The sequence below is a fragment of the Luteibacter sp. 3190 genome (assembly GCF_031456385.1).
Taxonomy (GTDB): Bacteria; Pseudomonadota; Gammaproteobacteria; order Xanthomonadales; family Rhodanobacteraceae; genus Luteibacter.
Map to the genome: position 1 here is coordinate 499,276 of NZ_JAVDUO010000003.1, position 25,150 is coordinate 524,425.

General features: G+C 65.2%; 20 protein-coding genes, 2 tRNA genes and 1 pseudogene. 4 read left to right on the forward strand and 19 right to left on the reverse strand.

Annotated features, from left to right (window positions below; genetic code table 11):
- Positions 1-7: 7 nt before the first annotated feature.
- Together J2X58_RS15020 and J2X58_RS15025 are read right to left on the reverse strand one after the other, a co-directional pair.
- Positions 8-1,699: a GMC family oxidoreductase gene (locus J2X58_RS15020; RefSeq protein WP_310049114.1), complete on the reverse strand. Its 1,692-nt coding sequence runs from the start codon at positions 1,697-1,699 to the stop codon at positions 8-10.
- 9 nt (positions 1,700-1,708) lie between these two features.
- Positions 1,709-2,584: a sugar phosphate isomerase/epimerase gene (locus tag J2X58_RS15025; protein WP_310049115.1), complete on the reverse strand. Its 876-nt coding sequence runs from the start codon at positions 2,582-2,584 to the stop codon at positions 1,709-1,711.
- A gap of 452 nt (positions 2,585-3,036) precedes the next feature.
- Between J2X58_RS15025 and J2X58_RS15030 the strand changes: the two genes are divergently transcribed.
- Positions 3,037-4,044, forward strand: coding sequence for a LacI family DNA-binding transcriptional regulator (locus tag J2X58_RS15030; RefSeq protein ID WP_310049116.1), 1,008 nt, complete (start codon positions 3,037-3,039; stop codon positions 4,042-4,044).
- Here the strand turns inward: J2X58_RS15030 and J2X58_RS15035 are convergent.
- The 8 genes from J2X58_RS15035 to J2X58_RS15070 form a co-directional block, all read right to left on the reverse strand.
- Positions 4,030-5,838, reverse strand: coding sequence for a sodium:proton antiporter (locus J2X58_RS15035; RefSeq protein ID WP_310049117.1), 1,809 nt, complete (start codon positions 5,836-5,838; stop codon positions 4,030-4,032). The two genes, J2X58_RS15030 and J2X58_RS15035, sit on opposite strands and share 15 nt — an antisense overlap.
- Before the next feature lie 113 nt (positions 5,839-5,951).
- Positions 5,952-7,532 (reverse strand): Gfo/Idh/MocA family oxidoreductase, encoded by a 1,581-nt coding sequence (locus tag J2X58_RS15040; protein ID WP_310049118.1) that lies wholly within the window; start codon positions 7,530-7,532, stop codon positions 5,952-5,954.
- A 273-nt stretch (positions 7,533-7,805) separates the two neighbouring features.
- The gene (locus J2X58_RS15045; RefSeq protein ID WP_310049119.1) at positions 7,806-8,990 is read right to left on the reverse strand and encodes a Fic family protein; all 1,185 of its coding nucleotides are present in this window, start codon (positions 8,988-8,990) and stop codon (positions 7,806-7,808) included.
- A 102-nt stretch (positions 8,991-9,092) separates the two neighbouring features.
- A complete protein-coding gene (locus J2X58_RS15050) occupies positions 9,093-11,000 on the reverse strand; it encodes a CocE/NonD family hydrolase (protein ID WP_310049220.1) in 1,908 nt (635 codons plus the stop codon).
- A gap of 55 nt (positions 11,001-11,055) precedes the next feature.
- Positions 11,056-11,586 carry a VOC family protein gene (locus J2X58_RS15055; protein WP_090175184.1) on the reverse strand — a complete coding sequence of 177 codons (531 nt, stop codon included), beginning with the start codon at positions 11,584-11,586 and terminating at the stop codon, positions 11,056-11,058.
- A gap of 56 nt (positions 11,587-11,642) precedes the next feature.
- Positions 11,643-12,491: an alpha/beta hydrolase gene (locus J2X58_RS15060; protein ID WP_310049120.1), complete on the reverse strand. Its 849-nt coding sequence runs from the start codon at positions 12,489-12,491 to the stop codon at positions 11,643-11,645.
- 32 nt (positions 12,492-12,523) lie between these two features.
- A complete protein-coding gene (locus J2X58_RS15065) occupies positions 12,524-13,348 on the reverse strand; it encodes an oxidoreductase (protein ID WP_310049121.1) in 825 nt (274 codons plus the stop codon).
- The gene (locus J2X58_RS15070) at positions 13,345-14,304 is read right to left on the reverse strand and encodes an NAD(P)-dependent oxidoreductase (protein ID WP_310049122.1); all 960 of its coding nucleotides are present in this window, start codon (positions 14,302-14,304) and stop codon (positions 13,345-13,347) included. Before J2X58_RS15070 ends, J2X58_RS15065 begins: the two co-directional genes overlap by 4 nt.
- Before the next feature lie 332 nt (positions 14,305-14,636).
- On the opposite strand from J2X58_RS15070, the gene J2X58_RS15075 reads away from it, so the two are divergent.
- Entirely contained in the window at positions 14,637-15,113 is a 477-nt protein-coding gene (locus J2X58_RS15075; protein WP_310049123.1) for a hypothetical protein, read from the forward strand.
- Between the two features lie 11 nt (positions 15,114-15,124).
- The gene (locus tag J2X58_RS15080; protein WP_310049124.1) at positions 15,125-16,555 is read left to right on the forward strand and encodes an XVIPCD domain-containing protein; all 1,431 of its coding nucleotides are present in this window, start codon (positions 15,125-15,127) and stop codon (positions 16,553-16,555) included.
- A gap of 182 nt (positions 16,556-16,737) precedes the next feature.
- Here the strand turns inward: J2X58_RS15080 and J2X58_RS15085 are convergent.
- The 7 genes and pseudogenes from J2X58_RS15085 to dtd form a co-directional block, all read right to left on the reverse strand.
- Positions 16,738-16,813 (reverse strand) — tRNA-Ile (locus J2X58_RS15085).
- A gap of 310 nt (positions 16,814-17,123) precedes the next feature.
- Positions 17,124-17,651: a hypothetical protein gene (locus tag J2X58_RS15090; protein ID WP_310049125.1), complete on the reverse strand. Its 528-nt coding sequence runs from the start codon at positions 17,649-17,651 to the stop codon at positions 17,124-17,126.
- 32 nt (positions 17,652-17,683) lie between these two features.
- Positions 17,684-18,274 (reverse strand): annotated as a pseudogene (locus J2X58_RS15095) (RHS repeat-associated core domain-containing protein); the annotation flags it as partial.
- A 73-nt stretch (positions 18,275-18,347) separates the two neighbouring features.
- A tRNA-Ile gene (locus J2X58_RS15100) sits at positions 18,348-18,423 on the reverse strand.
- A gap of 375 nt (positions 18,424-18,798) precedes the next feature.
- Positions 18,799-19,185: a hypothetical protein gene (locus J2X58_RS15105; protein ID WP_310049126.1), complete on the reverse strand. Its 387-nt coding sequence runs from the start codon at positions 19,183-19,185 to the stop codon at positions 18,799-18,801.
- A gap of 238 nt (positions 19,186-19,423) precedes the next feature.
- Entirely contained in the window at positions 19,424-21,283 is a 1,860-nt protein-coding gene (rpoD, locus tag J2X58_RS15110; RefSeq protein ID WP_090058727.1) for an RNA polymerase sigma factor RpoD, read from the reverse strand.
- A gap of 183 nt (positions 21,284-21,466) precedes the next feature.
- Positions 21,467-21,907 carry a D-aminoacyl-tRNA deacylase gene (dtd, locus tag J2X58_RS15115; protein ID WP_090058723.1) on the reverse strand — a complete coding sequence of 147 codons (441 nt, stop codon included), beginning with the start codon at positions 21,905-21,907 and terminating at the stop codon, positions 21,467-21,469.
- 65 nt (positions 21,908-21,972) lie between these two features.
- On the opposite strand from dtd, the gene J2X58_RS15120 reads away from it, so the two are divergent.
- On the forward strand, positions 21,973-22,878 hold the full coding sequence (locus tag J2X58_RS15120) for a lipid A biosynthesis acyltransferase (protein WP_310049222.1): 906 nt from the start codon (positions 21,973-21,975) through the stop codon (positions 22,876-22,878).
- Here the strand turns inward: J2X58_RS15120 and J2X58_RS15125 are convergent.
- Both J2X58_RS15125 and J2X58_RS15130 read right to left on the reverse strand, forming a co-directional pair.
- On the reverse strand, positions 22,853-23,176 hold the full coding sequence (locus J2X58_RS15125; RefSeq protein WP_310049127.1) for a tetratricopeptide repeat protein: 324 nt from the start codon (positions 23,174-23,176) through the stop codon (positions 22,853-22,855). The two genes, J2X58_RS15120 and J2X58_RS15125, sit on opposite strands and share 26 nt — an antisense overlap.
- Entirely contained in the window at positions 23,173-25,113 is a 1,941-nt protein-coding gene (locus J2X58_RS15130; protein ID WP_310049129.1) for a glycosyltransferase family 39 protein, read from the reverse strand. The genes J2X58_RS15125 and J2X58_RS15130 overlap by 4 nt, the downstream gene beginning before the upstream one ends.
- Positions 25,114-25,150 lie beyond the last annotated feature (37 nt).

The following is a 25,150-nucleotide window of genomic DNA, read 5'->3' on the forward strand; positions in this document are numbered from 1 at the left end:
TCGGTCCTCAGATGTTGCCGCGCTTGAGTTCTTCCACGGCGAAGTTGGCCGCGCGCGCGGTCATCGCCATGTAGGTGAGGGACGGATTCTGGCAGGCGGACGACGCCATGGCCGAGCCGTCCGTCACGAAGACGTTCTTGCAGGCGTGCATCTGGTTCCAGCCATTGAGCACCGACGTCTTCGGATCGCGGCCCATGCGCGCGGTACCCATTTCGTGGATGCCGGCGCCGACGTTGGCCTTCATGGAGAACGAGCCGACGTCGCGGTAACCGGCGCCGGTCAGCATTTCCATCGCGTCCTCGATGATCGCCTTGCTCATCAGGATTTCGTTCTCCTGGTGCGCGGCGTCGAAGTTGAGCACCGGCAGGCCGTACTTGTCCTTGTGGTTGCGGTCGAGCGTGACGAAGTTCTTGTGCGACGGCAGCATCTCGCCGAAGCCCATCATCGAGACGTACCACGGACCGGGCTCCTGCGCGGCGCGCTTGAGGTCTTCACCCAGCGCCTGCTGCTCGACGAGGCGCGTCCAGTCCTGACGACCGGCGCCACCCTGGAAGCCGAAGCCACGCAGGTACTTCTGCTTGTCGGCACCGATGTTGCGGTAGCGGGGAATGTAGAAGCCGGTGGGGCGGCGGCCGGAGTAGTAGCGGTCTTCGTGGCCCTCGACCATGGCGCGCGCGCCGGTGCCGAAGAGGTGGTCCATGATGTTGTGGCCGAGCTCGCCGCTGTCGTTGCCGAAGCCGTTCGGGAAGCGCGTCGAGGTCGAGTTCATCAGGATGTGCGCGGTGCCGAAGGTTGACGCGCACATGAAGATCACCTTGGCGAAGTACTCGGTCTGCTTGCCGGTCTCCGCGTCCAGCACGCGAACGCCCGTCGCCTTGCCCTTGTCGTTGTCGTAGATCAGCTCGTACACGATGGCGTTGGTCACCATCGTCATGTTGCCGGTGCGCTCCGCGGAGGGCAGGGTGGACGAGTTGCTGCTGAAGTAGCCGCCGAAGGGACAACCGCGCATGCACAGGTTGCGGTACTGGCAGGTGCCGCGCTGGGGGCTCTGATCATGCTTGAGCGGCGCGGAGAGGTTGGCCGTGCGGCCGATGATGAGCTTGCGGTTGAACTTCGCGTCGAGCTTGCTCTGGAAGTCCTTCTCGACGCAGTTGAGGTCCATGGGCGGCAGGAAGTCGCCGTCCGGCAGCTGGGCCAGGTGGTCGTTGTTGCCGCTGACGCCGATGAAGTGCTCGACGTGGTCGTACCACGGAGCGAGGTCGTCGTAACGGATGGGCCAGTCCACGCCCACGCCTTCCTTGCCGTTCGCCTCGAAGTCCATCGGGCTGAGGCGATAGCTCTGCCGGCCCCACATCAGCGAGCGGCCGCCGACGTGATAGCCGCGGAACCAGTCGAACGGCTTGGTCTCCTCGTACGGATTGTCGATGTCGTCGACGAACCAGTGCTTCGTGGACTGCGTGATGCCGTAGAACGAGGGGCGCGTGTGCTTCGGCCAGCGCGCTAGGTCTTCCTGCGTCGGCTCGTCGCCGTATGGCAGTTCCCACGGCGCCTTCATGGCCGTCGGGTAGTCGAGGTGCTTCACCATCGGGCCACGATCGAGGACGAGCGTCTTGACGCCCTTCTCCGTGAGTTCCTTGGCGGCCCAACCGCCGCTCACGCCGGTACCGACGACGATGGCGTCGAATGTGTTCTTTTCCATACGGGTTCCTTAGCGCAGCGGACGCAGGTAATCGAAGTCGACGCGCGCGGCGTCGAGCGAGCTCATGCGGGCGAACGGGCCTTCCTGCTCGACGAAGCAATGCTTCAGGCCGGCCGCGTCGGCGGCGGCCATGATGGGCTTGTAGTCGAGCGTGCCGCGACCGAGTTCGGCGCCGGGATAGTCCTTCGCGTTGCCGGGCAGGAAATCCTTCGCGTGCATCAGCGGGATGCGGCCCGGGTTGGCCTTGAAGTAGTCGGCCGGATTCTTGCCGCCAGCGTGGACCCAGCCGCAGTCCAGTTCGAACTGCACGAGCTTCGGATCCGTTTCCGCGAGCAGCACGTCGTAGAACGTCTTGCCGCCTCCCACGTCGGTGAACTCGTCGTGGTGGTTGTGATACGCGTACTGCAGGCCGGCCTTCTTCGCCTTCTCGGCGAGACGATTGGCGTATTCCGCCGTGCGCTTCGCATCGTCGAGCGTATAGGTGAGCTTGCCCTGGCCGCCTTTTTCCTTCTGCATCGTCGCGGGCAGCATGCTGCTGACGATGTACTTCGACCCGAGCACGTGCGCGGCATCGATGCCCTTGTCGAAACCCATGCTGTCGAAATGCATGCTGGGGCAGGCGAGGCCCGCTTCCTTCAGCTGGTCGCGCAGCGTTTCGGCGGTGGTGGTGACGATCGCCTCGATCTCGGCGTAGCCGATCGACTTCAGCGTCTTGAGCGTGCCGACGGGATCCTTCTGGTACGCGTCGAGCACCATGTAGAGCTGGATGCCCATCGTCTTGCCCGCGGACGCGGCGGCGAGAAGTTTCCCGGACGTGCCGAGACCGAGCCCCAACGCCGTGCCGCACAGCGCGGACCGCGCAAGAAACTGCCTGCGAGTCATCATGAGAGAGTTTTCCGAGTCTTTGGGTGCCGACGAGGGGCACGAATCCATGCCGGGCGTCACCGGTCGATTACCCTGGCGCTTGTCGAAATCGACTGGCTTGCCATGCTTCCCCCAACGGCTCACCGCCGTTGAAAATGTATTCGATTACATCCGCATGGCCGGTGGACCCGAAGTCCTTCACCATGAACGGGATGTGTGAGGTTCAACAGGCGGCTTGCGGGTCGCGCGCCATGAACATGCCAAGATATGTATCAGATGGGTGAAGAGCCCTGCAACGGTTTTATGCAAGCCGTTACGTTGCATCGCAACATATAGGGAACGGTGCGAGCGGCGTTTCGCTCGTTCACGTCCACGCAGGAACGGGATGAGATCGGGTGAGCGTCGAGCGACCAGGACCGAAGAAGAAAAGCGGCAAGGGCCGTGGCGCTCATGTTGCGCCGCAGACGGTACGCGTGCGTACGGTCAAGGAGATCGCCGCGATCGCGAAAGTTTCCGTCGCAACGGTGTCGCGCGCGCTGCAGCGTCCGGAAATCGTCAGTGAGGAAACCCGCCAGCGCATCCACGAGATCGTCAAGCGGCTGGGCTACACGCCGAACGCGCTCGCACGCAACCTGCGCACGGCGCGCACCCGCCTGATCGTCGCGCTGCTTCCCGATATCGCCAATCCGTTCTTCTCGGAAGTGATCCGCGGCATCGAGCAGGTCGCTTACGAGAACGGCTATTCCGTGTTGCTCGGTGAAACGCAGAGCAACCTCGTCCGCGAACAGGCGTACGCCGACATGGTGGCCGCGCGACAGGCAGACGGCATCATCACCATGTTCCACCGCATCCCGACGATCCCGGTGGACGGTCGCCTGCCGATCGTCAACGCGTGCGAATACGTGAAGGATCGTTCGATCTCGAGCGTGTACGTGGACAACGTGGCGGCCGCCGCCACCGCCGTCGACTACCTGGTGAGCCTCGGCCATCGCGACATCGCGTTCGTCGCGGGCCCGTCGTCGAGTCCCATCTGCGTCGATCGCGAAGAGGGCTACCAACTGGGACTGAAGCGTGCCGGCATCCGCGCGAAGCCGGCGCTGGCCGCGGTGGGCGACTTCTCCATCGAGGCCGGGGAGCGCGCGGTCGATCACCTGCTTGCGCAGGGCGGTACCTTCACCGCCGTGTTCTGCTCCAACGACGAGATGGCCATCGGCGCGATGCGCGCACTGATCTCGCGTGGGCTGCGCGTGCCGGAGGATGTGTCGGTGGTCGGCTTCGACGACATCCGTTTCTCGCGCTACACCACGCCCGCGCTGACGACGCTGTCGCAGCCCAAGAACGCCCTGGGCCGCGAGGCCATGACGATGCTGATCGAGATCCTCAACGATCCCGAGGTGCCGCCGCGCAAGCGCGTCCTCTCGGCCGAGCTCGTGGTGCGTGGCTCCACGGGACCGTGCCGCCGGGACTCACGCTCCGTCTGAGGCCTCGTTCGTCTGGGGCGGCACGAGCGCGATCACCGTCCAGCCGGGGCGGGGCGCGAGAGGGTGCGGACCCGTGGCGATGCGCAGGTCGCCGCGCGGCTCGACGCCGAAGAGCGGCAGGGCGTCGCTGCCGTACCGGGCCAGGAATGCCGTCCAGTCGAAGGTCTCGCTGAGGCGCGTGGTCTTCACGCGCCAGCCGTCGCGCAGCAGGTCGTCGAAGCGGTCGTGCGTCATGTCCTCGGCGAACAGCGCCGGCGCGAGCAGGCTGCTCGCCAGCGACACGCGGCCATGGCTCTCCTCCGGCGACAGATTGCGCAGACGGAACACCTTGTCGCGACCGAATTCTTCGCGGTAGTGCACGCTCACCAGCGAATTCAGCTCGCGGTGCGTCGACATCGCGAGCAGGTGCCCGATCCCCGCGAGATCGAGGTGACGATCCGCCGCCTGGGACGCGGGATTGCCGAAGAACGTCGGCACGCCTTCCATGCGCACGGTACGGATGCCATGCCAGTCGTCGTCCGCGACGACGACACGCAGGCCCTCGATGGCATGCAGCGCCCGCGCCACCTCGATGGCGACGGCGTTGGCGCCGTACAGCAGCACGCCGCGCGGCTCGGGCTCGGCCACCTTGAACCAGCGCGCGAGTGGACGCGCCGTCGCGCTCTGGAACACCACGGTGCCGATGATCATGAGGAAGACGAGCGGGACGAGCCTGTCCGCGCCGGTCATGCCGGTCTCCTCCATGCGTATGGCGAACAGGGCGGAGACCGAGGCTGCGACGATGCCGCGCGGCGCGATCCAGCCGATGAGCGCGCGCTCGCGCCACGTCAGTTCGCTGCCGAGGGTGGAGACGAAGACCGACAGCGGACGGATCACGACCTGCGCCACCGCGAAGATCGCGAGCCCGGCGACGAGCGCGCCGTCGGGAAGCGGCCAGCCGAGCCGCGCCGCCAGCAGGATGAAGAGTGTGGACACCAGCAGCGTCGTGAGGTGTTCCTTGAAATCCATGATGTCGTCGATGTGTACGTCGCGCATGTTGCCGAGCGCGATGCCCATGATGGTCACGGCGAGCAGGCCCGACTCGTGGGCGATCGCGTTCGACAGGCTGAACGTCATGAGCACGGCGGCCAGCGTGCCGAAGTTCTGCAGGTATTCGGGAATCCAGTGGCGCCGCAAGAGGTTGCCGTGCAGGAACGCGGCGATGCCGCCCGTCACCGCGCCGCACGCGATCGTGCCGAGGAACACCTGCAGCGAATGGCCCTCGCGATGCGACGCGATCGCCTCGTACACCAGCACCGCGAACAGCGCCCCGATGGGATCGATCACAATGCCTTCCCAGCGCAGCACGTTCGCGATGCGCGCGTTCGGACGGACGGTCCGCAGCATGGGCGCGATGACCGTCGGACCCGTCACGCAGGTGAGCGCGCCGAAGAGGAACGAGAGCTCCCAGCTCAGCCCGCCGATGAAGTGCGCCGCCGTGGCGAGCAGCGCCAGCGCCAGCAGCGCGCCGTAGGATACGAGTCCCCGGACGGCGTGGCCGATGCCTTTGAGCTCATGGAAGCGGAGCGTCAGGCTCCCCTCGAAGAGGATCACCGCGACCGCCAGGGACACGACGGGGAACAGCAGATCGCCCATGAGCTTGTCGGGCCGCAGCAGCCCGGTCACCGGCCCGGCGACGATGCCGGCGAGCAGCAGGAACAGGATGGCGGGCAGGCGCACGCGCCACGCCACCCACTGGCAGAAGAACCCGATCACGAGCATCAGGGTCAGCAGCAGGGCGGGTTCGATCGACATGGGATCCTTTGACCGGCATGGACGGGGCCGGCTCGCGGCGCAGCCTACAAAGGATCATGTGAAAACCGGGCGGTGCCCGGACGGCGCGCATCCTTGCGCGCCGGTGGCCGGCCTTAAAGGGTCCAGCCCTTGCGGTACTCGCGGGTCAGGTACTGGTTGGCGTCCGCCAGGTTGGTGATGCGCATGTTGGCCGCGTCGTATTCGATGCGGCCGCCCGCGCGCAGGGCCACGACGCCGAGCAGCATGATCTCCGTGAGCTTGGCAGCATACGGGAACGGCGATGTCGCCTCGCCCTTGCCCTTGCACGCGTCCACCCAGTTCATCTCGTGGGAGGTCTTGATGCGTGCGACGGTCTGCGGCGGCGTGCCGACCGAGTCGTGCAGCGACTTCGGCAGCAGGCGCGGGTTGTCGCCGTAGGTTTCGTGCACGAGCTTGCCCTTCGAGCCGACGTAGAGCGTGCCGCCGTCCGGCATCTGGCCCGCGCCGAGTGCCTCGAGCCCCGGCGGTACCAGGCCGCCGTCGTACCAGGTGAGCTTCACCGGCGGCTTGTCGCCACGCGCCGGGAAGTCGAAGTGCGTCATCGTGGCCATCGGGTACGAGGCCTTGTCGAACGGCGTCGAGACCGTTTCGATGGCGGTCGGCAGGCCGAGGTCGAGTGACCAGAACGGCGAGTCGAGAAGGTGCGCGCCCATGTCGCCGATGGCGCCCACGCCCCAGTCCACCCAGCCGCGCCAGTTGAACGGGTGATAGACCGGGTGATAGCCGACTTCCGGGCCCGGGCCGAGGAAGAGGTCCCACTCCAGGCCCTTCGGCAGCGGGTAGTTGCCGACCATCGCATTGGCGAGGCGGGCCGTCACCGCGTTCATGTCCCAATCCGCGGGACCCGGGGGCGGCACGGCGACCGGGCGGGGAATGCCCTGCGGCCAGTACGCGAGCGGGCGGTTCGTCCACGCGTGGACTTCGCGCACCTCGCCGATCGCGTTGGCGGCGATGTAATCGTTGACCAGGCGCGCGTCGTCGGACGAGTGCCCCTGATTGCCCATCTGCGTGACGATGCGCGGGTTGTCGATGGCCTTCTTCGACAGGAAGCGCGCTTCGTGGATCGACCACGTCAACGGCTTCTGAAGATAGACGTGCTTGCCGTGGCTCATCGCCGCGCTGGCGATCGTCGCGTGCAGGTGGTCCGGCGTGGCGATGACCACCGCGTCGATGTCCTTCTGCTCGTCGAGCATCCGGCGGAAGTCGGTATGGCGCTTGATCGAGCCATATTGGCGCGAGAGCAGGCGAATGTGCTCGATGTCCTCCTGCACCTTCTTGCGCTCGGCGGGCGTCTTCGCCTTGTCGAGCCGCGCCTGCGCCTTGCCCAGACTGTCGAACATCTTGTGGAACGACTTGTCGGTGTAACCCCAGTCGACATCGCACAGCGCCACGATGTTCTGGCTGGCGAGGTTGCGGATGTTGCTCGCGCCCATGCCGCCGACGCCGATGCCGGCGATGTTGAGCTTGTCGCTGGGTGCTGTGTGGCCCACGCCTCCGAGGACGTGGCGTGGGACGATCATCAGTCCGGTGGCGGCAAGGGCCGAACCCGCGATGAAGTTGCGGCGTGAGAAGCTGACGTTGGCCTGAGGGGCTGCGGGCTTCGCCTCTACGCTGGGCCCTGGGATTCTGGACTCGATCTTCGATTCGTCGGTCATGCGCGCTGCGATCTCCGTCTGGGTATCAGAAAGCGTAAGGACTCGGACGGGCGAAGATACGTCTAGACTGCCATTCGAAAGGATGCGAAATCCTCTGCCGCCCACTCCGGCATCATGCGATAGTAGTGAATCTGTGAGATTTCGCTAGCGTTAATCTCGCGGGATGCCTGAAAGGGGACTTGCGTCGCGTTCGTCTGTGCCAGAAGTCATTGCACGGCGAATCGAAACCACGTCACGCCGGCGATTGTTCGATGTGACGCTGTCGGAGCAGGCTCAAGGCTCTGCGGGCCCAAGAGCCGGAACGTCGTCGGTGAACAAGCGCACGTAAGGCTCATAGCGGAACCGGCGATTTCTCGCATAACCCGTCATTTCCGCCAGAATCCCGATCTCCACCAACTTGGTGACAAGGTTGTTGGCTGCGGCATAGGTCGTTCCCGTCAGTCCCGTGACATCGCCGACGGTGACGATCGGACGATCGAAAAGACTCTCGAGTACGCGATGCCCATTTCCTGCGGCGCGGCCCAGATGCTCGGTGATAGCGGTCCGATTCTGCTCGCGCAGCAACTGAATACGCCTTGCGGTTTCCGAAGCCTCGCCAGCGACGTCGATCACGCCTTGAAGAAAGAATCGGAGCCACGACTCCCAATCACCGAAGTCACGAACGCGCTGCAATAGGTCGTAATAGGTCTGGCGATGCTGGCGGAAGTAATGCGAAAGATAGAGCACAGGCTTGTGCAGTACCGCGGATTCCGTCAGCAGAAACGTGATCAACAGACGCCCCACGCGTCCGTTTCCATCAAGAAACGGATGGATGGTTTCAAACTGTACGTGAGTCAAGGCAATCTTGATCAGAGGTGGCAGGCTCTCGTCACGATGGAGAAAGTTCTCCAGATCGGCGAGCGCTCGCGGTACCTCCTCACTGGGCGGCGGTATGAAGGAGGCCGTGGTCAGTGTGCAACCTGCCGGGCCGATCCAGTTCTGGCTTCGACGCAGCTCGCCAGGCTGCAGCCGGCCTCCTCGGACGCCCTTCATCAGGCGTTCGTGGATCTCGCGAATCAGTCGTACGGATACCGGTAACTCGGGAAGCCGCGCCAGGCCATGCTTCATGGCGCTTACATAATTGACCACCTCGTCGACATCTCTCGGCATCCTTTCATCGAACAGATCCGCCTCGGCAGCCAGGAGATCCTGCAAGGAGCTCTGCGTGCCTTCGATCTGGCTGGAAAGCACGGCCTCTTTTCGGACGTACATGAAGACGAAAAGGTCGGGGTTTGGAAGTGTGAGTACCGACCCATCCAGGCGCCCCAACGCGCGGTCCGCCTGCGACAGGAGGCTTTGAAGCTCTCGCGACAGAGTCACTGGCGGATCGGGCGGGAGCGGTGCCGGCATAAACGCCCGGTAGCCGGTCGGCTGTCGGATGTACCGCCCTGCGCGGGTAGAGGCAGCCTGTGTTTCCATAGTCATCGCTCCATTGAATATGGCGCCTCGCGCCATCCATGTCATAGGCAGCGTTTAATATAGGGGCGAACGGGGTCCATGTTCAACGTGGCGTCGAGCAGGCTACGGCGCGATCGCCGTCGACGACGGCACGACCGGAAGAAGGACCGCGCTCGGTCCTTGCCTGCCATGCTCGATCGACACTGTCGCGGGCCGATAGTCATGCGGCTGCGCGAAAAAAATGTTGGGCACATACGTTTGTGGGTTGCGATCGTAGAGCGGGAACAGCGACGACTGCACCTGCACCATGAGCCGATGGCCCGGCTTGAACGTGTAATTGATCGTCGGCAGTCGGAACCTGTATTCCTGCACGACGCCCGGATCGATGGCGGAGGGATGTTCGAAGCTCTTCCGGTAACGCCCACGGAACATCGCGAGGCTCACGGGAAGCTGGTAGCCGGACAGTTCCGGCGCGTCGGCGTTGCTGGCCGGATAGACGTCGACGATCTTCACGACCACATCGGCGTCGCTTCCCGTGGTGCTCATGAAGATGTCGGCGACAGGTGCGCCCTGAACATGCACCGGCGCCTCGAGGATCGGCGTCTGGTAGCTCATCACGTCGGGCCGCGTGGACACGAAGCGCTGATCCTGCACCAGCCAGGTCGACCAGCTCGCGTTATCGCCCATGCGGATCGGCAGTGGCTCGAACGGTACCGGCTTGGCGGGATCGGAGACGTAACTGTCGCGACCCGCGTCGGGGAGCGCGCGAGCGAGGCCGCCCTCCGGTTGCAGGTACATCGGCGTGAGTTCGTCCGGACCGGCACCGGGCCAGTCGGCGAAGCGCTCCCACCGATCCTCCGCCGGGTTGTAGATGATCACGTGCGGCGTAGGCCGCGCCGGCTTGCGATCGCGAAGATAGGTATCGAAGAAGGGCAGCAGTACCTCGCTGCGAAACCAGGCCGCGGTGTCGCCGCTCCAGCGCAAGGGGCCGAGCGCATCGGCGCGGCCGTTCACCTGGCTGTGGTACCAGGGCCCCATGGCGAGGTGGTTGGTCGCCGCCATCCCCTTAGCCTTCAGTGCCTCCCAGCTATGGATGGCACCGTAGATGTCTTCCTGATCCCATAGACCCTGCACCCACATGGTCGGAACCGACGAGGGATGTGCGGCGACGAGTCGGTCGAGCGCCTGGCCCTGCCAGAGCGCGTCGTAGGCGGGATGGCTCGACAGGCGTTGCCACCATGGAAGCCGATCGATGCCGTGCCGCGCGGCGTATGCACCTGCCGAGCCGGCGTCGAGCATTTCCTGGTAATCGTCGCGCCCCGTCCTGGGAACGGCGCGGCCCTTCCCCTTCGCGCTGGTCTGCTCGACGACGTAGTCGAACATCTTCTGACGGAAGGCCCCGTGCTGAAACCAGTCGTCGCCCATCCAGCCGTCGATCATCGGGCTCTCGGGTGCCGCCACCTTCAGTGCCGGGTGCGGATGCAACAACGCCATGACGACCGCCCAGCCGTCGTACGACGAACCGATCATGCCGACGCGACCGTTGCTTTCGGGTACGTGTTTCACCAGCCAGTCGATCGTGTCGTAGGCATCGGTCGTGTCGTCGGTCTTCGTGGGATTGAGCGGACCGATGGGAGGCCGCGTCATGACGTACGTGCCTTGCGAACCGTATTTGCCGCGCACGTCCTGCGCGACGAGGATGTAGCCGTTGTCGGCCCAGACGCGATCGCCCGGGAGCAGGCGATCGCGGAGTCTTGCGCCGCCGTCGGACACGAACGAGCTCGCATCGTACGGTGTGCGTTCGAGCAGCATCGGTGCGCCCGTCGCGCCACGCGGGATGACGATCACCGTATGCAGCTTCACGCCGTCCCGCATCGGGATCATCACCTCGCGTCTGACGAAGTCCTCGTCGCGCGCGGGTTCGTGCCATGCCTTCGGTATGTCACTGCCGCGCTGGACGGGATCGACCGTCGCCACCTGTGCGTGGGCCGTGGAGAGAAGCAGGAGAAGCGCCGCGGCAGCCCGCACCATGGATGGCATTCGTCGATCCTCGTGTGAGCCGTACCGTCGGCGCTTCCGGCTTCAATCAACCCTCGTCCTGCCAGCGACGCAGGTCCGTCTGATCGTGGTAGGGCATGCGATCGGGCGTGGTGATGAATTCCATCGTCGTGCCCCACGGCATCTGACAGTAGCAGACCTTGTTGCCCGGTCCCTTCTCGGTGGCGTACGGAATGGCGCGCGGCGCGGTGAGCGCCTTGCCGCCCGCCTTCTCGAAGCGCGCGACGGAGGCGTCGATGTCGTCGGTGTACAGCGCGAAATGCGTGATGCCGAAGTCGCTGGCGCGGATCGGCTGCGCCTGCTCCGGACCGTGCATCTCGAACAGCTCGATGTCGGGGCCGGTGCCGATCTTCACCATCGCCTGGGCACGCACGACGGTGCCAGGGTAGGCGCCAACCGCGCGTTCGAACTCGGGGCCCTGTCGCGGCGGATCCTGCGGTCCGAACGACTGATAGAGGAGCTGGCCGCCGAAGGCCTCGATGAGGAACGCTTTCGCCGCTTCGATGTCCGGAACGGTGATGCCGACGTGGTTGACGCCGCGGATTTCAGGTGCAGACATGATGGTCTCCGTTTGGGTTAGGGTGTTGACGTGAAGCGTGCCGAGGTCGTCCCGGATCACCGGGCGCCCAGGAAATCGATCAGTGCCGCGGCGACCTCATCGGGCCGTTCGTCCGCGACGTAGTGGCTGCACTGCGCGATAGAGCCGCCCGTGACGTCGCTCGCGAACTCGCGCAGCATGGGTACCATCCGTGGGCCGAAGCGCTGGTCGCCGCCCAGCGCGAGGACGGGTATGTGCAGGGGCTGCTTCTTGTATTCGAGCGACGCGGCGTGGTCCGCGGTGAGCGTCCGGTACCACTCCATGCCGCCGCGTGTGCGGCCGGGTAGCGCCATGGCTTTGGCGAAGATCTCGACATCGGCCGGATCGAAGCGGCTGTGGTCGTGGAATCGCTCGGCCATGAACGCCGAGACGTAGTCGTACTCGCGTCCATGGATCATCCGCTCCGGCAGATCGCGATTCATATGGAACGAGAAGTGCCAGAGCTTCGCGATGGTCTCCTCCCATCCGCTCCATCCCGGAAGCGGAACGTCGAGCACCGCCAGATGCGTGACCGCGTCCCGGAACAGCGCCGCCTGCGGCAGCGCGACCATGCCGCCGATGTCGTGACCGCACACCGCGTAGCGTTCATGACCGAGCGCGCGCATCACCTCGTGCGCGTCGCGCGCCATCGTCGCCTTGTCGTAGCCGTCCAGCGGGCAATCGGAGAAGCCCGCACCGCGAAGGTCGACGGCGACCACGCTGTGATGCCTGGCGAGCAATGGCATCACGTGATGCCACTCCCACCAGGTTTCGGGCCATCCGTGGAGCAGGAGGATGGGCGTGCCTTCGCCGCCCGTGACGGCATTGATCCTGATGCCGTTCACAGGAACGAGTTGCTGGGTGAAGCCGGGTAACGTGGGGAACATGCTTGACTCCATCGCGGGGCGAGCGCCCGTGCTCATGGGTTATCGAAATCGGTGTCGATCGACACGTCGCGCCATGTGTCGACGTCGTGGCGCAACGAGGCCAGCTTTCGCTCGACGATCGCGTGAGCCACGGGGCCGAGCGGAAGATGCAGCGGCGGCTCGTCGGCATCGATGGCTTGCAGGATCACGGCCACGGCCTTATCGGGATCGCCCGCCTGCTTGCCGTCGTTCGTCTCGCGATACCGGCGCCGCGAACTTGCCGCGTATTCAGGCATCTCGTTCGCCGCCATCGTGATCGAGCGACCAAGGAACTCCGTACGGAACGGGCCGGGTTCGGCGAGGATCACCCGCACGCCGAACGGTGCGAGCTCACCCGACAGCGCTTCGGACAGACCTTCGACGGCGAACTTGCTGGCGTTGTAATAGCCACCGCCGCCACTGCCGGCGATGCCCGCGCCCGAGGACATGTTGACGATCGTGCCGCCGTTGCGTCGCAGGGTCGGCAGCACGGCGCGCGTCGCTTCGATCAGGCCGAAGACGTTCACCTCGAACAGTGGGCGATATTCCTCCGGCGTGCCCTCTTCGATCGCGCCGAACAGACCATAGCCGGCGTTGTTGACGAGAACGTCGATGGTCCCGAACGTGTCGAGAGCCGTCGCGACCGCGGCCTCGATCGATTCCACGCGGGTCACGTCGAGGGGCAGGGCGAGCATGCGCCCCTCGAAGGGCAGGGCCATGTCGCGGATCGCGTCGACATTCCGAGCGGTCGCGACCACGCGATCGCCACGCGCCGCGGCAGCGAGCGCGAGTCGCTGGCCGAAGCCACTCGAGCAGCCGGTGATGAGCCAGGTCTTCATGCGTACCCCTCCACGCTGCGTCCGGACGACGACGTTGCCACGTCGCCGGCATGGTCGACCTCGGCCATGATCGACCAGTCCTTCTCGCCGAGGCCGACCGACACGACGCGCGTCAGCCGCTGGCGAACGACGTCGAGCATCGGCAGGGGGCGACCGGATTCCTCGCTCAGCGCGCTCGCGAGGCGCATGTCCTTGAGCGCGAGCTTCGCCTTGAAGCCGGGCTCGAAGTTGCGCTCGGTCATCTGGGCGCTATAGCTCTCGTATGCGCGACCGGCGAACAGCGTGCCGAGGATAAGCTCGAAGAAATCGGCGCGATCGAGGCCGACGCTCTCGGTGAGCGCGACGCCTTCCGCCATCGCCTCGATCGCCATCGCGATCATCATGTTCGCCGCGAGCTTGGCGGCGTTGGCCCGCACCGGGTCGTCCCCCAGCTTCCACACCTTCTTGCTGAGCGGCGCGAGCACGGGCTCGATGGCGGCGATCGTGTCGGGCTTACCGGCGGCGAGGATGTTGAGCTGCCCGCTCGCCGCGACATTCGGCCGACCAAGCACGGGTGCGGACACGTAGCCGAGGCCCGCGGCCTCATGCAGCCCGGCCAGTTCCCGCGCGAACGCGACCGAGATCGTCGAGGTGACGACGTGGATCAACCCTGGCCGCGCATCGCGAAGCAGGCCCGCATCCAGCACGACCTCGCGAATGACCGCGTCATCCGACAACATCGTGAAGACCACCTCCGCACGGAACGCGTCCTGCGGACTGTCGAGAAGCGTCACCCCGGGCACCGCGTCGGGATCGACGCGACTGCGATTCCAGGCACGCACCTCATGACCAGCCTTGACCAGGTTGCGGGCCATGGCGGAGCCCATGCTCCCAAGACCGATGAATCCGATCTGCATATCTATCTCCGTAGCCTGTTGAACCAGTGCGCGAGCGAAGCGAAAGCCGATGGCTTCCAACGCATCGCGCCGATGGATTCAAGCTACCAAGAACAATATTGATCGGGGACTGACAGGGGTGAACAATGGGTGTTCAAATATGTTCATCAGGTGCATCCGCGGGTGCGGCAGGGGCCGTGTTATCGAACGGAGAAACCGTGCCGGAACTGTGGCGGGGCTTTTGGTAGGGTGAAGGTCGCCGCGCTATGGCGGCCATGGAAGGAATCGCGATGTCCCGACGATGCTTGCGCCAGGCCCCTTCGCTCGACCGGTTGGCGCGCCTGGCCCTCGCCACCCTACTGGCCGCCACGGCCCCGTTTACGCACGCTATCGAAGCGAAGGAGACACCACGCATGAACGCGCCCACCGCCCCCGTCAGCGCCGAGCAGGCCATGCGCGGCATGCTGGAACTCATCCGCAGGACGCCATCGGTGGCCGAGATCACGCCGGAGGTTATGGGCGAGCGTCTCGGTCTGCCGATCAAGCGCGTCACTACGGATCATTTTGGTTATGCGCAGCCGCTGGGCGACGGCTGGGCCTTCAGTGTCGAGCGGCACCAGATAGGTGACGTGGGACCCCGCGTCGACCTGATCTTTTCTCCCACGGGTGAAGACCGCCCGGCGCCCACTCCGATCTGCACGCCTAACTTCGGGCAGTTCACGCAGGCACTGGAAGGGATGGGCTTCAAACGCCAGCGCGCGCGCGGCGAACATGGCCGGTGGACATACGATGCCTTTGACCGGCCTGGCCAGCATGTCGAGGTCTATCCCTTGGTTACCGACGGTGCGGACATGGCGGCCGCCTGCGTGCACATGGTCCTGGTGCGATAAGGGGGCCGACCATGCCACTGAATTCGAAGGCTGAAGCAGTCCTCCAGGCGTTCGGGAACGAACCGGGGGTTACAACGGATCACCTGAGGAATCTGACCAGCACGATCAATGCCTCCCCGTTTCTGGTCGATCAGGTCAATCGTGCAGTCACTGCGGGCCACCTGCAGCGCATCGTTGCTTTGAACAACCCGCACGCCGGCGGAGAATTCAACGCCGCTGCGCATGAAATGCGCTTGCCCCTCTCCCGTCTCTCCACGCAGCCAGGCGGCAGGTATGACGGGTCGGAGGCTACGTTCGTCCTTGGTCATGAGTTGCAACACGGGTTCAACGCGACCGATATCGCGAACGCCCATTCGCGCTTCACCCGTGACTTGCAAGCCGTGGCCCAATCTCAGGCCATCACTCACGACTATACGAAGTCCATAGGCGATGTGATCGCCGCAAGTCGCCGTGACGAGGCGGGCGCGGAGATTGCCGGATGGAATGCGACCGTCAGCGCCGCGCGACGTGAGGCGCAGGCGAACCAGGCACCTGCGCCTACGCTTGAAGACATCTACAAGCGCAACCCCGGACGCATGGACGACTTCATCCGGGTGGATCGCAGCCAGATCCCTGCGTCCTACAGGATGCGTTCCAATCTCGTCGTCAATGCCGACCTATCCATGCCCTCCACGCCGACCAATATCGAAGGCATGGGCAAGAACTATTTCGACCGATCGGCGACTCTGGGGCATAACGGTAACTCGTCGTATGCGAACTACTATGGCGCATGGGCGGCGGGAGTGGCCGTGCAATACGAGCGTGGTTATGGACGCGGGCAGGCGCCAATGGCGCTCGATCTCAAGTCGCTCCATCTCGATCCGAACATCATGGCGCAGAACGGAATATCCCTGGGCCCGAACCAAAGCGCGATGCCTTACCTGGACACAAGTACTCAGCCACCGACGCCGCGACACTTCCGCGACTCGGCCGCTTCTCACGTCTATCAACCTGTGTCACCCGGTTCGGCGCCCGTTTCGCTGGATCATGTAAACCACCCCGACCACTCGTTGTTCAGGCAAGCCCAGCACGCCGTCCACCGGCTCGATGCGCAGCATGGAAGGGTGCCCGACCGGCAGAGCGAAAACCTCGCCGGCGCACTGACCGCTGCGGCGCGCGAGCAAGGCCTGAAGTCCGTCGACCACGTAGTACTCAACGCGGATGCGTCGAAGGCCTATGCCGTACAGGGTCAACTGGATTCGCCGCACAAGCGCATCGCGGAGGTTTCAACACAGCAGGCGGTCAACACGCCGATCGAGGAAAGCAGCGTCGCTTGCCAGATGGCATCAGAACGCATGAGCGAAGCCAACCGCCAGCATGGAGCGGACCAAGCCCCATCGCAGCACCACGCGATGGCTCAAACAGCGGCACACTCCCAGACGCCAGCGATGCCGGGTCTCTGAGGGCGCTGCAATGATTCGCCAGCGAGACGAGAGGGCGGCCTCGCTAGCGACGGTATTTCGTAGTTGCGCTGCGGCTACTCCGCGAAAACAACGGATCGGCGTCAGGGGGCAAGCCTCTGATGCTGTCGATCACGACAGTATTTCGTGGTGGCACCACCTGGTGAGTCTGTCCGCGCGAGCTATGGTGGGCCCACCAGGATTCGAACCTGGAACCAAGGGATTATGAGTGCCCTGCGCTAGCTGTAGAGCCATAGGCCCGCGTGCGGCGGTGAAGTGCGGCGAATGCGGGCTGCGGTGTTTGTCGGTGCTGGTGGAGCTGGTTGATGCGGGTGCAGGGGCGTTTGGTGGCCAGTGGCCGCAAATGCGCACAGACCTGTCGGTATTGTCCGTGCGGTGATCGTCAGTGCGTGGGCGTCCGCCTTGCGTCTCCTACGCCCAGTCTTTCTGGTGAGCGCTGGCTCAGCGGCGACGCAACTCAACGGTTTGAAGCTCCACGGCGCAATGCTCGTTTTCGAAGTGAGCTATGTGGGATCGGCACGCTCTACGACGTATTCGCCCCTTTTCCGGATCATCGAGGCGTCGAGGGGTTGAGCCTGAGCCTGAAGCAGGCCATCAGCAATCTCGCGAGCAGAATGTCGAGGCAGATAAGATGTGCAAGTGCAGCGCTGTATTGGGTCGCGGCTTCAACGCCTTGGACCGTCGACACAAGTCCACTGCCTAGATCGGCTATCCATCGATCAAAAGTGGCGATAGGAGCATCTGAGGACGGCTCAGGAACATCGATAAGTCTCAGAAGGCGTTCATCAAGCTGATTTCTCATCTCAAGTGGGCTGGTATGGAAAACCCACGAGTAGTGCACAGCCCACCTTGTTAGATCAAGTCGTCCCGCAGGGCTGAATTCTTGCAAATGGCTCAGATCGAGTTCCAAGTCGTCGGCGAACTGGAAAAAGTCCGGGTAGCTTGAGCTGCGGCTACCGCTTGCAAGCTCGGCGCCGAGGTCTACTGCCTCCTCGATGCGCCTGACTAGCGACGCTCGCGCCGACACGTCGAGCGTCGCGTACTCGTCGCTGGAAGTTATTACATCAGGAAGCTTCATGCCCGTAAGTCCGAGTCAAAATCCTGGAGCGTCTAGTTTGCAGCTCTCTCCCACTCCCCGATTTCCGGGGGCAGGCTAGGGCAATGATATCGGACTCGACTGATGGCCTTTCGGAGCGCTTGCTGCAACTGCAAAACTGAATCGAGGTGGTTCACATCCCGCCCACGAACACCCCCGGACTGGAACTGAGGAATTCGCTTCGACACGAGCTTCCAGTAAATATCTCGCGCATTCTTCTTGGCATTCGCGCATGCGTCGCCGCCGGGACAGCTATTATCATCTGGAGGCGACGGCTGGTCACAACCCCTTGTGGAATTCGGCATGAGCGAGAGCAGAACCACTCCAGCCGGTCCGAGCCTTGCGCATAGGGCTTCCAGAGGCTGTGGCGGAATCGGGTCGTTCGCGCTTGGGCCTAGGTTTGGCACTGCGCCAGAAGGGGGTGGCAGCGGTGGATACGTCGGGATCAGGCCAGGTGCTGGCGCAGCTTGTAGCCCAAGAGCATCGAACGTGTTCAGCGGCGACGAGTTGGCGTACGCGAAGGTGCTGGGACTCGCAAGGAGGCCCGCCGGGTCACTTTGCAGGTACCTCCCGGAAGCCGCGTCGTAATCCCTGTTTAAGTTGTAAGCGAGACCGGTTTACCGACCCGTAACTTGAACCGAGGGGCGTTCCAGGTGGTGTAGAAATCCACTTCATTCATGGTGGGCCCACCAGGATTCGAACCTGGAACCAAGGGATTATGAGTCCCCTGCTCTAACCGTTGAGCTATAGGCCCGCGTGCGGCGGTGAAGTGTAGCGAATGGGGGCGGCGGTGTCTGTCGGTGGGGTGGGGCGGGTTGATGGCGGGGTGGGGCGTTTGGTGCCGGTGGCCGCAAATGCGTACAGAAGTTTTGGGGCTGTCGGGGCGACGCCTGGTTCTAGGGGATCAGTGCGTGGGCGTTCGCTTTTGTTCTGTGGGAGGATCTCGCGAGCACCCTTCGCGCGCGAGCGCGCTCCCACACAAGCCCCGGTCCCAGACAGGCTCGCTCCGTTGATCAGCGGTGCGCCTTTTGTCAGCTGCCGGTCGCGTAGTGCAGGCAGGCGAGGGCGATGCCGATCGGCAGGCCGATGATGAGAATGACCATGCCGAGGCAACCTTTCGAGCCCGGGGTTAGCCTCGGTACACGGGCGGCGGGCACGTGTTTGCCTCGGCTGCGTCGCGGCGGGGTGCCTCATCGGTGCGCCTCGTCGCGGCGCCGCGTGATGGGGGTGCGTCGTCAGAGTGCGGCGCCGCTTGCGAGGGGCGCGGCCCAGAGGGTGATCGGGGCGCCTCGCGCGCCGGTCGCGTGGCCAGCCAGGCGCGGTGACATGCGGCGCAGAAGTAGCTGTCCTTGCCCGCCTGCCATGCGCGAATGGTGCGGTTGTCGTGGCGCGTGGTCTTGCGGCAGCGGCCGCAGCTGAAGAACGCGTTTTTCGGACGGCGCTGGCGGCTGAGGATCGCTTTCAGGAAGAGCACGAGGATCGTGCCGGCGATGAGCAGGACGACGTTCTTGTCCATGAGATTTCCCCTTGGTGGGCGTTGGGGCGCCTGGGGGTATTAGAGCTTGGGTGTGGGGGGGGCGCCACTGTCTGGAGTCGCATCAGGAACGGTGGGTATGTCGCGAGAACCGGGTGCATCGACGTGGATACCGGCGTGCGCCGGTATGACGATGAGGGGCTTGGAGGCGGTCCGCGCGGAGCCAAAAAAAAAACGCCCACTTGCGCGGGCGTTTTCGTTGCGTCGCCTTTCGTCGGTATCAGTCGATATCGAGGAACGAGCGCAGGGTTTCCGAGCGGCTCGGGTGGCGCAGCTTGCGCAGGGCCTTGGCTTCGATCTGGCGGATGCGCTCGCGGGTGACGTCGAACTGCTTGCCGACTTCTTCCAGCGTGTGATCCGTGTTCATGTCGATGCCGAAGCGCATGCGCAGCACCTTGGCTTCACGCGGGGTGAGGCCGGCGAGCACGTCGCGCACGGTTTCCATGAGGCCCGTCTCGGTCGCCGACTCGATGGGCGAGCTGGCGTTGGTGTCTTCGATGAAGTCGCCAAGATGCGAATCTTCGTCGTCGCCGATCGGGGTTTCCATGGAGATCGGTTCCTTCGCGATCTTCAGGACCTTGCGGATCTTGTCTTCCGGCATCTCCATTTCCTTCGCCAGTTCTTCCGGCGTCGGCTCGCGGCCGAACTGCTGGAGCATCTGGCGGGAGATGCGGTTGAGCTTGTTGATCGTTTCGATCATGTGCACCGGGATACGGATGGTGCGGGCCTGATCGGCGATCGAGCGGGTGATGGCCTGGCGGATCCACCACGTCGCGTACGTCGAGAACTTGTAACCGCGGCGGTATTCGAACTTGTCCACCGCCTTCATCAGGCCGATGTTGCCTTCCTGGATGAGGTCGAGGAACTGCAGGCCGCGGTTGGTGTACTTCTTCGCGATGGAGATGACGAGACGCAGGTTGGCCTCGACCATTTCCTTCTTCGCGCGACGGGCCTTCGCCTCGCCGACGGACATGGCGCGGTTGATTTCCTTGATGTCGGTCAGCGGCAGGTACAGCGTGCGCTCGATCTGCGCCAGCTTCTCCTGCTCGCCGTCGATCTGCTCGCGGAAGTTCTTGATGTTCGGCGACCACTTCTGGCGCTTGCGCGACAGCTCGGCGGCCCACTCGAGGTTGCCTTCGTTGGACGGGAAGCTCTTGAGGAACTCGGCGCGCGGCATCTTCACGTGCTTGACGAAGATGTCCATGAGCACGCGCTCGTGGTGACGGATGTCGTTCACCACTTCGCGCAGCTTGCGCACGAAGCTGTCGATCAGTGCCGACGGGAGCTTCAGGTTGAGGAAGGCTTCCGACATCTGCTCGCGGATCTTCGCGACCTTCTTGTCGTTGATCTCCGCCTTCGGCGCGGCCTTCTGGAACTTCTGATGAAGGGCGCGCAGTTCTTCCATGCGGCGCTTCACTTCTTCCGGATCGGGACCGGTCGGGCCTGCCTCTTCTTCCTCACCGGCGCCTTCGACCTCGTCGTCGTCGGTCTCGGCGTCGCTGTCGTCGGCCACGGCGTTGTCGGCCTCGGCCTGGGCGGCGTCCGCGGCTTCTTCCAGGTCGGCGAAGCCGGCCAGGATTTCGGACAGGCGGCGCTTGCCCTCGACGTGCTGGTCGTATTCCTCGAGCAGCAGCTGGATGGTGAGCGGGAAGCTGGCGAGCGCGGTCTGCACCTGGCTCAGGCCTTCCTCGATGCGCTTGGCGATGGCGATCTCGCCTTCGCGGGTCAGCAGCTCGACGGTGCCCATCTCGCGCATGTACATGCGGACGGGGTCGGTGGTGCGGCCCACCTCGGCGTCGACGGCCGACAGGAGCGCCACGGCTTCTTCGGCCGCGGACTCGTCGTCGTTGCTGGTACCCGGCGCGGCGCCGTCGGAGATCGTGTCGGTATCGGGGGCGGAATCGTGGACCTCGATGCCGACGCCCTTGAGCACCGCCATGATGTCTTCGATCTGCTCCGGATCGACGATGTCGTCGGGCAGGTGGTCGTTGATCTCGGCATACGTCAGGTAGCCCTGCTCCAGACCCTTGGAGATGAGCTGTTTGATTTCAGACTGTTGCTCGTGAGCTTTATTAGTCATGCCGACCGCCGCGGGTTACAGGAACCGATCAGTATAGTCATTTGATGATTTTTTGACCAGTTTTCAAGTGGATCGGCCTCGTCGGGCCAACGCAAGAATCGCGCCAGACGGTGCGTCCCGCCGGGCTTCCGGGCGTGGCGACGAGGGGGAGGATCGGGGCGGATTGCCCCGCGCAGTGACGCCTCAGCGCACCTCCAGGCGGAAGGTGACCGGGCCGTCGTTGATCAGATGTACCTTCATATGGGCACCGAAGCGGCCGGTTTCCACCCCCGGCCGGGCTTCGCGCGCCAGGGCCACGAGACGGTCGAACCAGCGCCGGCCTTCCTCGGGTGGCGCGGCCGTGGTGAAGCTGGGCCGCATGCCCTTGCGGGTGTCCGCGGCGAGGGTGAACTGGCTGACCAGCAGCAGGCCGCCGCCGGTATCGGCCAGCGAGAGATTCATCTTTTCCTCGGCATCGGAGAACACGCGATAGCCGAGCAGGCGCTCGAGCATGCGGCGGCACTGGGCCTCGCCGTCGCCGGGTTCCACGGCGACGAGCGCGAGCAGTCCGGCGCCGATGGCACCCACCGTTTCACCCTCGACGTCGACGCGTGCGGATTCGACCCGCTGGATCAGAGCAATCATGGAAGACTTAGCGGCGGATGGCGGCCAAGCTTAATGGCGAACGCGGCCGCGTTACACTCCGGCGGATGCGCCCGGATATCTATCTTCTCTATCTCCTGCTCAGGCTGGTCAGCCTGTTTCCCCTTCGCACGGTCCACGGCGTCGGCGCCTGGATCGGCCGCCGCTCCCTGCGCTCTAACTCGCGCAGCGCGCGCTTCAGCGCCGTGAATCTGCGGCTGACCCGGCCGGAGCTGTCCGAGGCGGAGCGCCATGACCTGCTCGTCCGCACGATGGAGGAGTCCGGCAAGTCGGTGACCGAGGTCGCCGCGATCTGGGGCGGCGGCGCCGAGAAGTCGCTCGGGCTGGTTCGCGAGGTGGTCGGCGGCGAGCTCTTCGATCAGGCGCTGGCGTCGGGCAAGGGCGTGATCATCGCCGCGCCGCACCTGGGCTGCTGGGAGCTCCTGAACTACTGGCTGTGCAGCAGGACGCCCATGGCGATCCTCTACCGTCCGCCGCGCATCCAGGCGATCGAAGCGCTGCTGCGCAAGGTCCGCGGCAAGCTGGCGCCGGAGCAGGTGCGCGCGGAGGGCGCGGGGGTGCGCACGCTGTTCAAGCGACTGGGCGCCGGCGGCACCGTGGGTATCCTGCCCGATCAGAAGCCTCGCGAAGGCGAAGGCGAGTTCGCGCCGTTCTTCGGCGTGGACGCCCTGACGATGGTGCTGCTGCCGCGCCTGGCGGCGCGTACCGGGGCCATCGTGCTCTTCAGCTTCGCCGAGCGCCTGCCGGACGGCCAGGGCTTCCGCATCCACGTGCTGCCGGCACCGGAGGGCATCGACAGCGCCGACCTGCACGTGGCCTGCACCGCGCTCAACCGCGGCGTCGAGGCCTGCGTGACGCGCGCGTTCCCGCAGTACCAGTGGCACTACAAGCGCTACACGGCTCACGACCGGCCGGATCCCTATAAGGTCAGCGCGGCCGCGAAAGCCGGTTGAGGAAGACGGTCATTTCCTTCGCGGCCTGCATGTCGCCGCGGCCGTTGGCGGTCTCGATGCCCGAGGTCCACGCGGCGGCCGCGCCGGCCTCGTCGTCCATGGCGAGCAGGCTCTTGCCCAGCAGTTTCCAGGCCGCGGAATAGGCCGGATCGAACTCGAGCGCGTCGCGGAACGACTGCGCGGCCTCGGCGTACGCGCCCTCGCCGAGCAACGCGTTGCCGAGCGAGAAACGCAGCAATGCCCCGTCGCGGACGCCACCGATCTGCTCGCGCAGGCGTTCGACGAGGGAGGCGGTCATCGGGCCGCCGTCCGGGTGCGCCAGTAATCCTGCGGATAAAGCAGCGTGGGCTGCTTCGGCTCCGGCGGCACGCGACCATCCAGCAGCGCGTCGAGCGTCGCGGCGTCCCAGATCATCAGCCAGCCCGTGCGCGAAGGTTGGATCAGGCGCGCGTAGCGGAACGCGTTGGCCGGCGGATGCTTCGCGTACGACACGATGACGCCGTCCGGATGGTGGCGCGCGAAGTCGTTGAGGCTGTCGCCGTCGCGCACTTCGTCGTCATCGTCGTCCGCCTGCGCGGGCATGCCCGGCACCACGTTGATGCGTGCGATCGGATGCATCAGACGGCCGGCGAAGTGGTACTGGCCGTTGTACGAGACGCCGAGGTTGCCGATCGGGCGGCCGGCCGCATCGGCCTGCGCGAGGAAGAGCGAGGCGGGCGCCAGGTCGTAGCGGTACCAGAGGCCGAGGGTGAACAGCGCATTGAGGGCCACGGTGCCGATCAGGCCCGCGAAGGCGAGGCGGCGCATCTCGCCGCGCCCGCGCAGCAGCAACAGCGCGCCGAGCACGATGAAGATCACGCCGAAGAAGCGGGCGTACGGCGCCATGCCGGTCAGCCAGATGTTGTCCGGGAAACGCGTCGGCACGATCCAGGGCATCACGAAGAGCGTGATCGCCAGCAGGAACGCGCCGAGCGACAGCGGCCACGTGCCCAGCGCGTAGTGCGAGGCGAGGCCCTTGTGGCGTTCGCGCAGGTCGGCGACCGAGGCCGCGACGAGCATGGTCGCGCCGGCCAGCTCCGGCATCACGTAGTACAGCTGCTTGCCCGTGATCAGGGAGAACGTGAGCAGGGTGGGCAGGAGCCACGCGACGAGGAAGCGCAGGCCGGGTTCGAGCGGCTGGCGCAGCAGCGCCACGAAGAGCGGCACCGCGAACAGGACGACGAGCACCTTGTCGACCCAACCGGGGAACGGCGCGCCGGCGGCCGACGCCAGCAGCAGGACGAGCGCGATGACGGCGACGATCAGCGCGGGCCGGGTGATGGCATGCCAGGGCCGGCGGAACAGCGCGGTGGGGACGGCGACGATGCCGCGCAGCCAGCCGCTGAGCGGGAACAGCAACACCGGCAGGAACACGAGGTAGTACCACGCCGGACGGGCGTGGTTCTGCAGGTCGCGCGCATGGGTCTCGACCACGCGGCCGGCGGTCTGCGTGAAGAACAGGCGCTGGCGATAGGCCTCGCCGCCGGCTTCGCCGGCAGGGATCGCCCAGGCGAGCAGGATCGCGAAACCGATCAGGAGACCGAGGACGCCGAAGCCGTACCAGCGCGCCTTGTTCTGCCGCGCCCAGTCGTTCCACAGCGGACCGAGCAGCAGCGGGAACAGCACGTGCACCGCCATCACCGGGCCCTTGGTGAGCAGGCCCGCACCGACCATCAGACCGAACAGCCACCAGCGCGGCGACGCGCGCGTGGCGGTCGGGGTGAGGCAGAGCAGCGCGGCCAGCACCCAGACGCCGAGGAGCACCTCGTACATGATCTGCAGGCCGAACAGGAACGAGTAGGCGAGCGCCATGAACAGCCATGGCGTCGCCTTCGCGACCCAGGGCCGGGCCGGGAACAGACGGCTGGCGAGCGCCGACGCGAGGATGAGCTGCGCCGCGCCGACGATCACCTCGAGCACGCGCGGCCAGACGTCGCTGACGCCGAACACCGCCCAGCCCGCATGGATCATCCAGAAGAGTAGCGGCACCTTCTCGCTGTACGGCTCGCCGTTGATGTGCGGCACGAGCCAGTGGCCATGCGCCCACATTTCCCAGGCGACGGCGAGCGTCCGCGTCGAGAACATCGGCATGGGGCCGTGGGCGAAGATGGCGAGCAGCGCCATCGCGCACCACAGCGGAAGCCATGGCCACAGGGCGCGAAGGTGCTCCGATCGGGTATAGGCGCTGTTGGACAAGGGCGTCGTCACCGTAAGAGGATCAGGAATTCTAAAC

Excerpts from the sequence above, each read along its gene's own strand:
- J2X58_RS15090 (WP_310049125.1), bottom strand. The coding sequence starts at position 17,651 with ATGAAGCTTCCTGATGTAATAACTTCCAGCGACGAGTACGCGACGCTC.
- J2X58_RS15065 (WP_310049121.1), bottom strand. The coding sequence starts at position 13,348 with ATGAAGACCTGGCTCATCACCGGCTGCTCGAGTGGCTTCGGCCAGCGA.
- J2X58_RS15075 (WP_310049123.1), top strand. The coding sequence starts at position 14,637 with ATGAACGCGCCCACCGCCCCCGTCAGCGCCGAGCAGGCCATGCGCGGC.
- J2X58_RS15055 (WP_090175184.1), bottom strand. The coding sequence starts at position 11,586 with ATGTCTGCACCTGAAATCCGCGGCGTCAACCACGTCGGCATCACCGTT.
- J2X58_RS15080 (WP_310049124.1), top strand. The coding sequence starts at position 15,125 with ATGCCACTGAATTCGAAGGCTGAAGCAGTCCTCCAGGCGTTCGGGAAC.
- J2X58_RS15045 (WP_310049119.1), bottom strand. The coding sequence starts at position 8,990 with ATGGAAACACAGGCTGCCTCTACCCGCGCAGGGCGGTACATCCGACAG.
- J2X58_RS15060 (WP_310049120.1), bottom strand. The coding sequence starts at position 12,491 with ATGTTCCCCACGTTACCCGGCTTCACCCAGCAACTCGTTCCTGTGAAC.
- rpoD (WP_090058727.1), bottom strand. The coding sequence starts at position 21,283 with ATGACTAATAAAGCTCACGAGCAACAGTCTGAAATCAAACAGCTCATC.
- J2X58_RS15035 (WP_310049117.1), bottom strand. The coding sequence starts at position 5,838 with ATGTCGATCGAACCCGCCCTGCTGCTGACCCTGATGCTCGTGATCGGG.
- J2X58_RS15025 (WP_310049115.1), bottom strand. The coding sequence starts at position 2,584 with ATGATGACTCGCAGGCAGTTTCTTGCGCGGTCCGCGCTGTGCGGCACG.
- J2X58_RS15120 (WP_310049222.1), top strand. The coding sequence starts at position 21,973 with ATGCGCCCGGATATCTATCTTCTCTATCTCCTGCTCAGGCTGGTCAGC.
- J2X58_RS15040 (WP_310049118.1), bottom strand. The coding sequence starts at position 7,532 with ATGACCGACGAATCGAAGATCGAGTCCAGAATCCCAGGGCCCAGCGTA.
- J2X58_RS15125 (WP_310049127.1), bottom strand. The coding sequence starts at position 23,176 with ATGACCGCCTCCCTCGTCGAACGCCTGCGCGAGCAGATCGGTGGCGTC.
- J2X58_RS15105 (WP_310049126.1), bottom strand. The coding sequence starts at position 19,185 with ATGGACAAGAACGTCGTCCTGCTCATCGCCGGCACGATCCTCGTGCTC.
- J2X58_RS15050 (WP_310049220.1), bottom strand. The coding sequence starts at position 11,000 with ATGGTGCGGGCTGCCGCGGCGCTTCTCCTGCTTCTCTCCACGGCCCAC.
- J2X58_RS15020 (WP_310049114.1), bottom strand. The coding sequence starts at position 1,699 with ATGGAAAAGAACACATTCGACGCCATCGTCGTCGGTACCGGCGTGAGC.
- dtd (WP_090058723.1), bottom strand. The coding sequence starts at position 21,907 with ATGATTGCTCTGATCCAGCGGGTCGAATCCGCACGCGTCGACGTCGAG.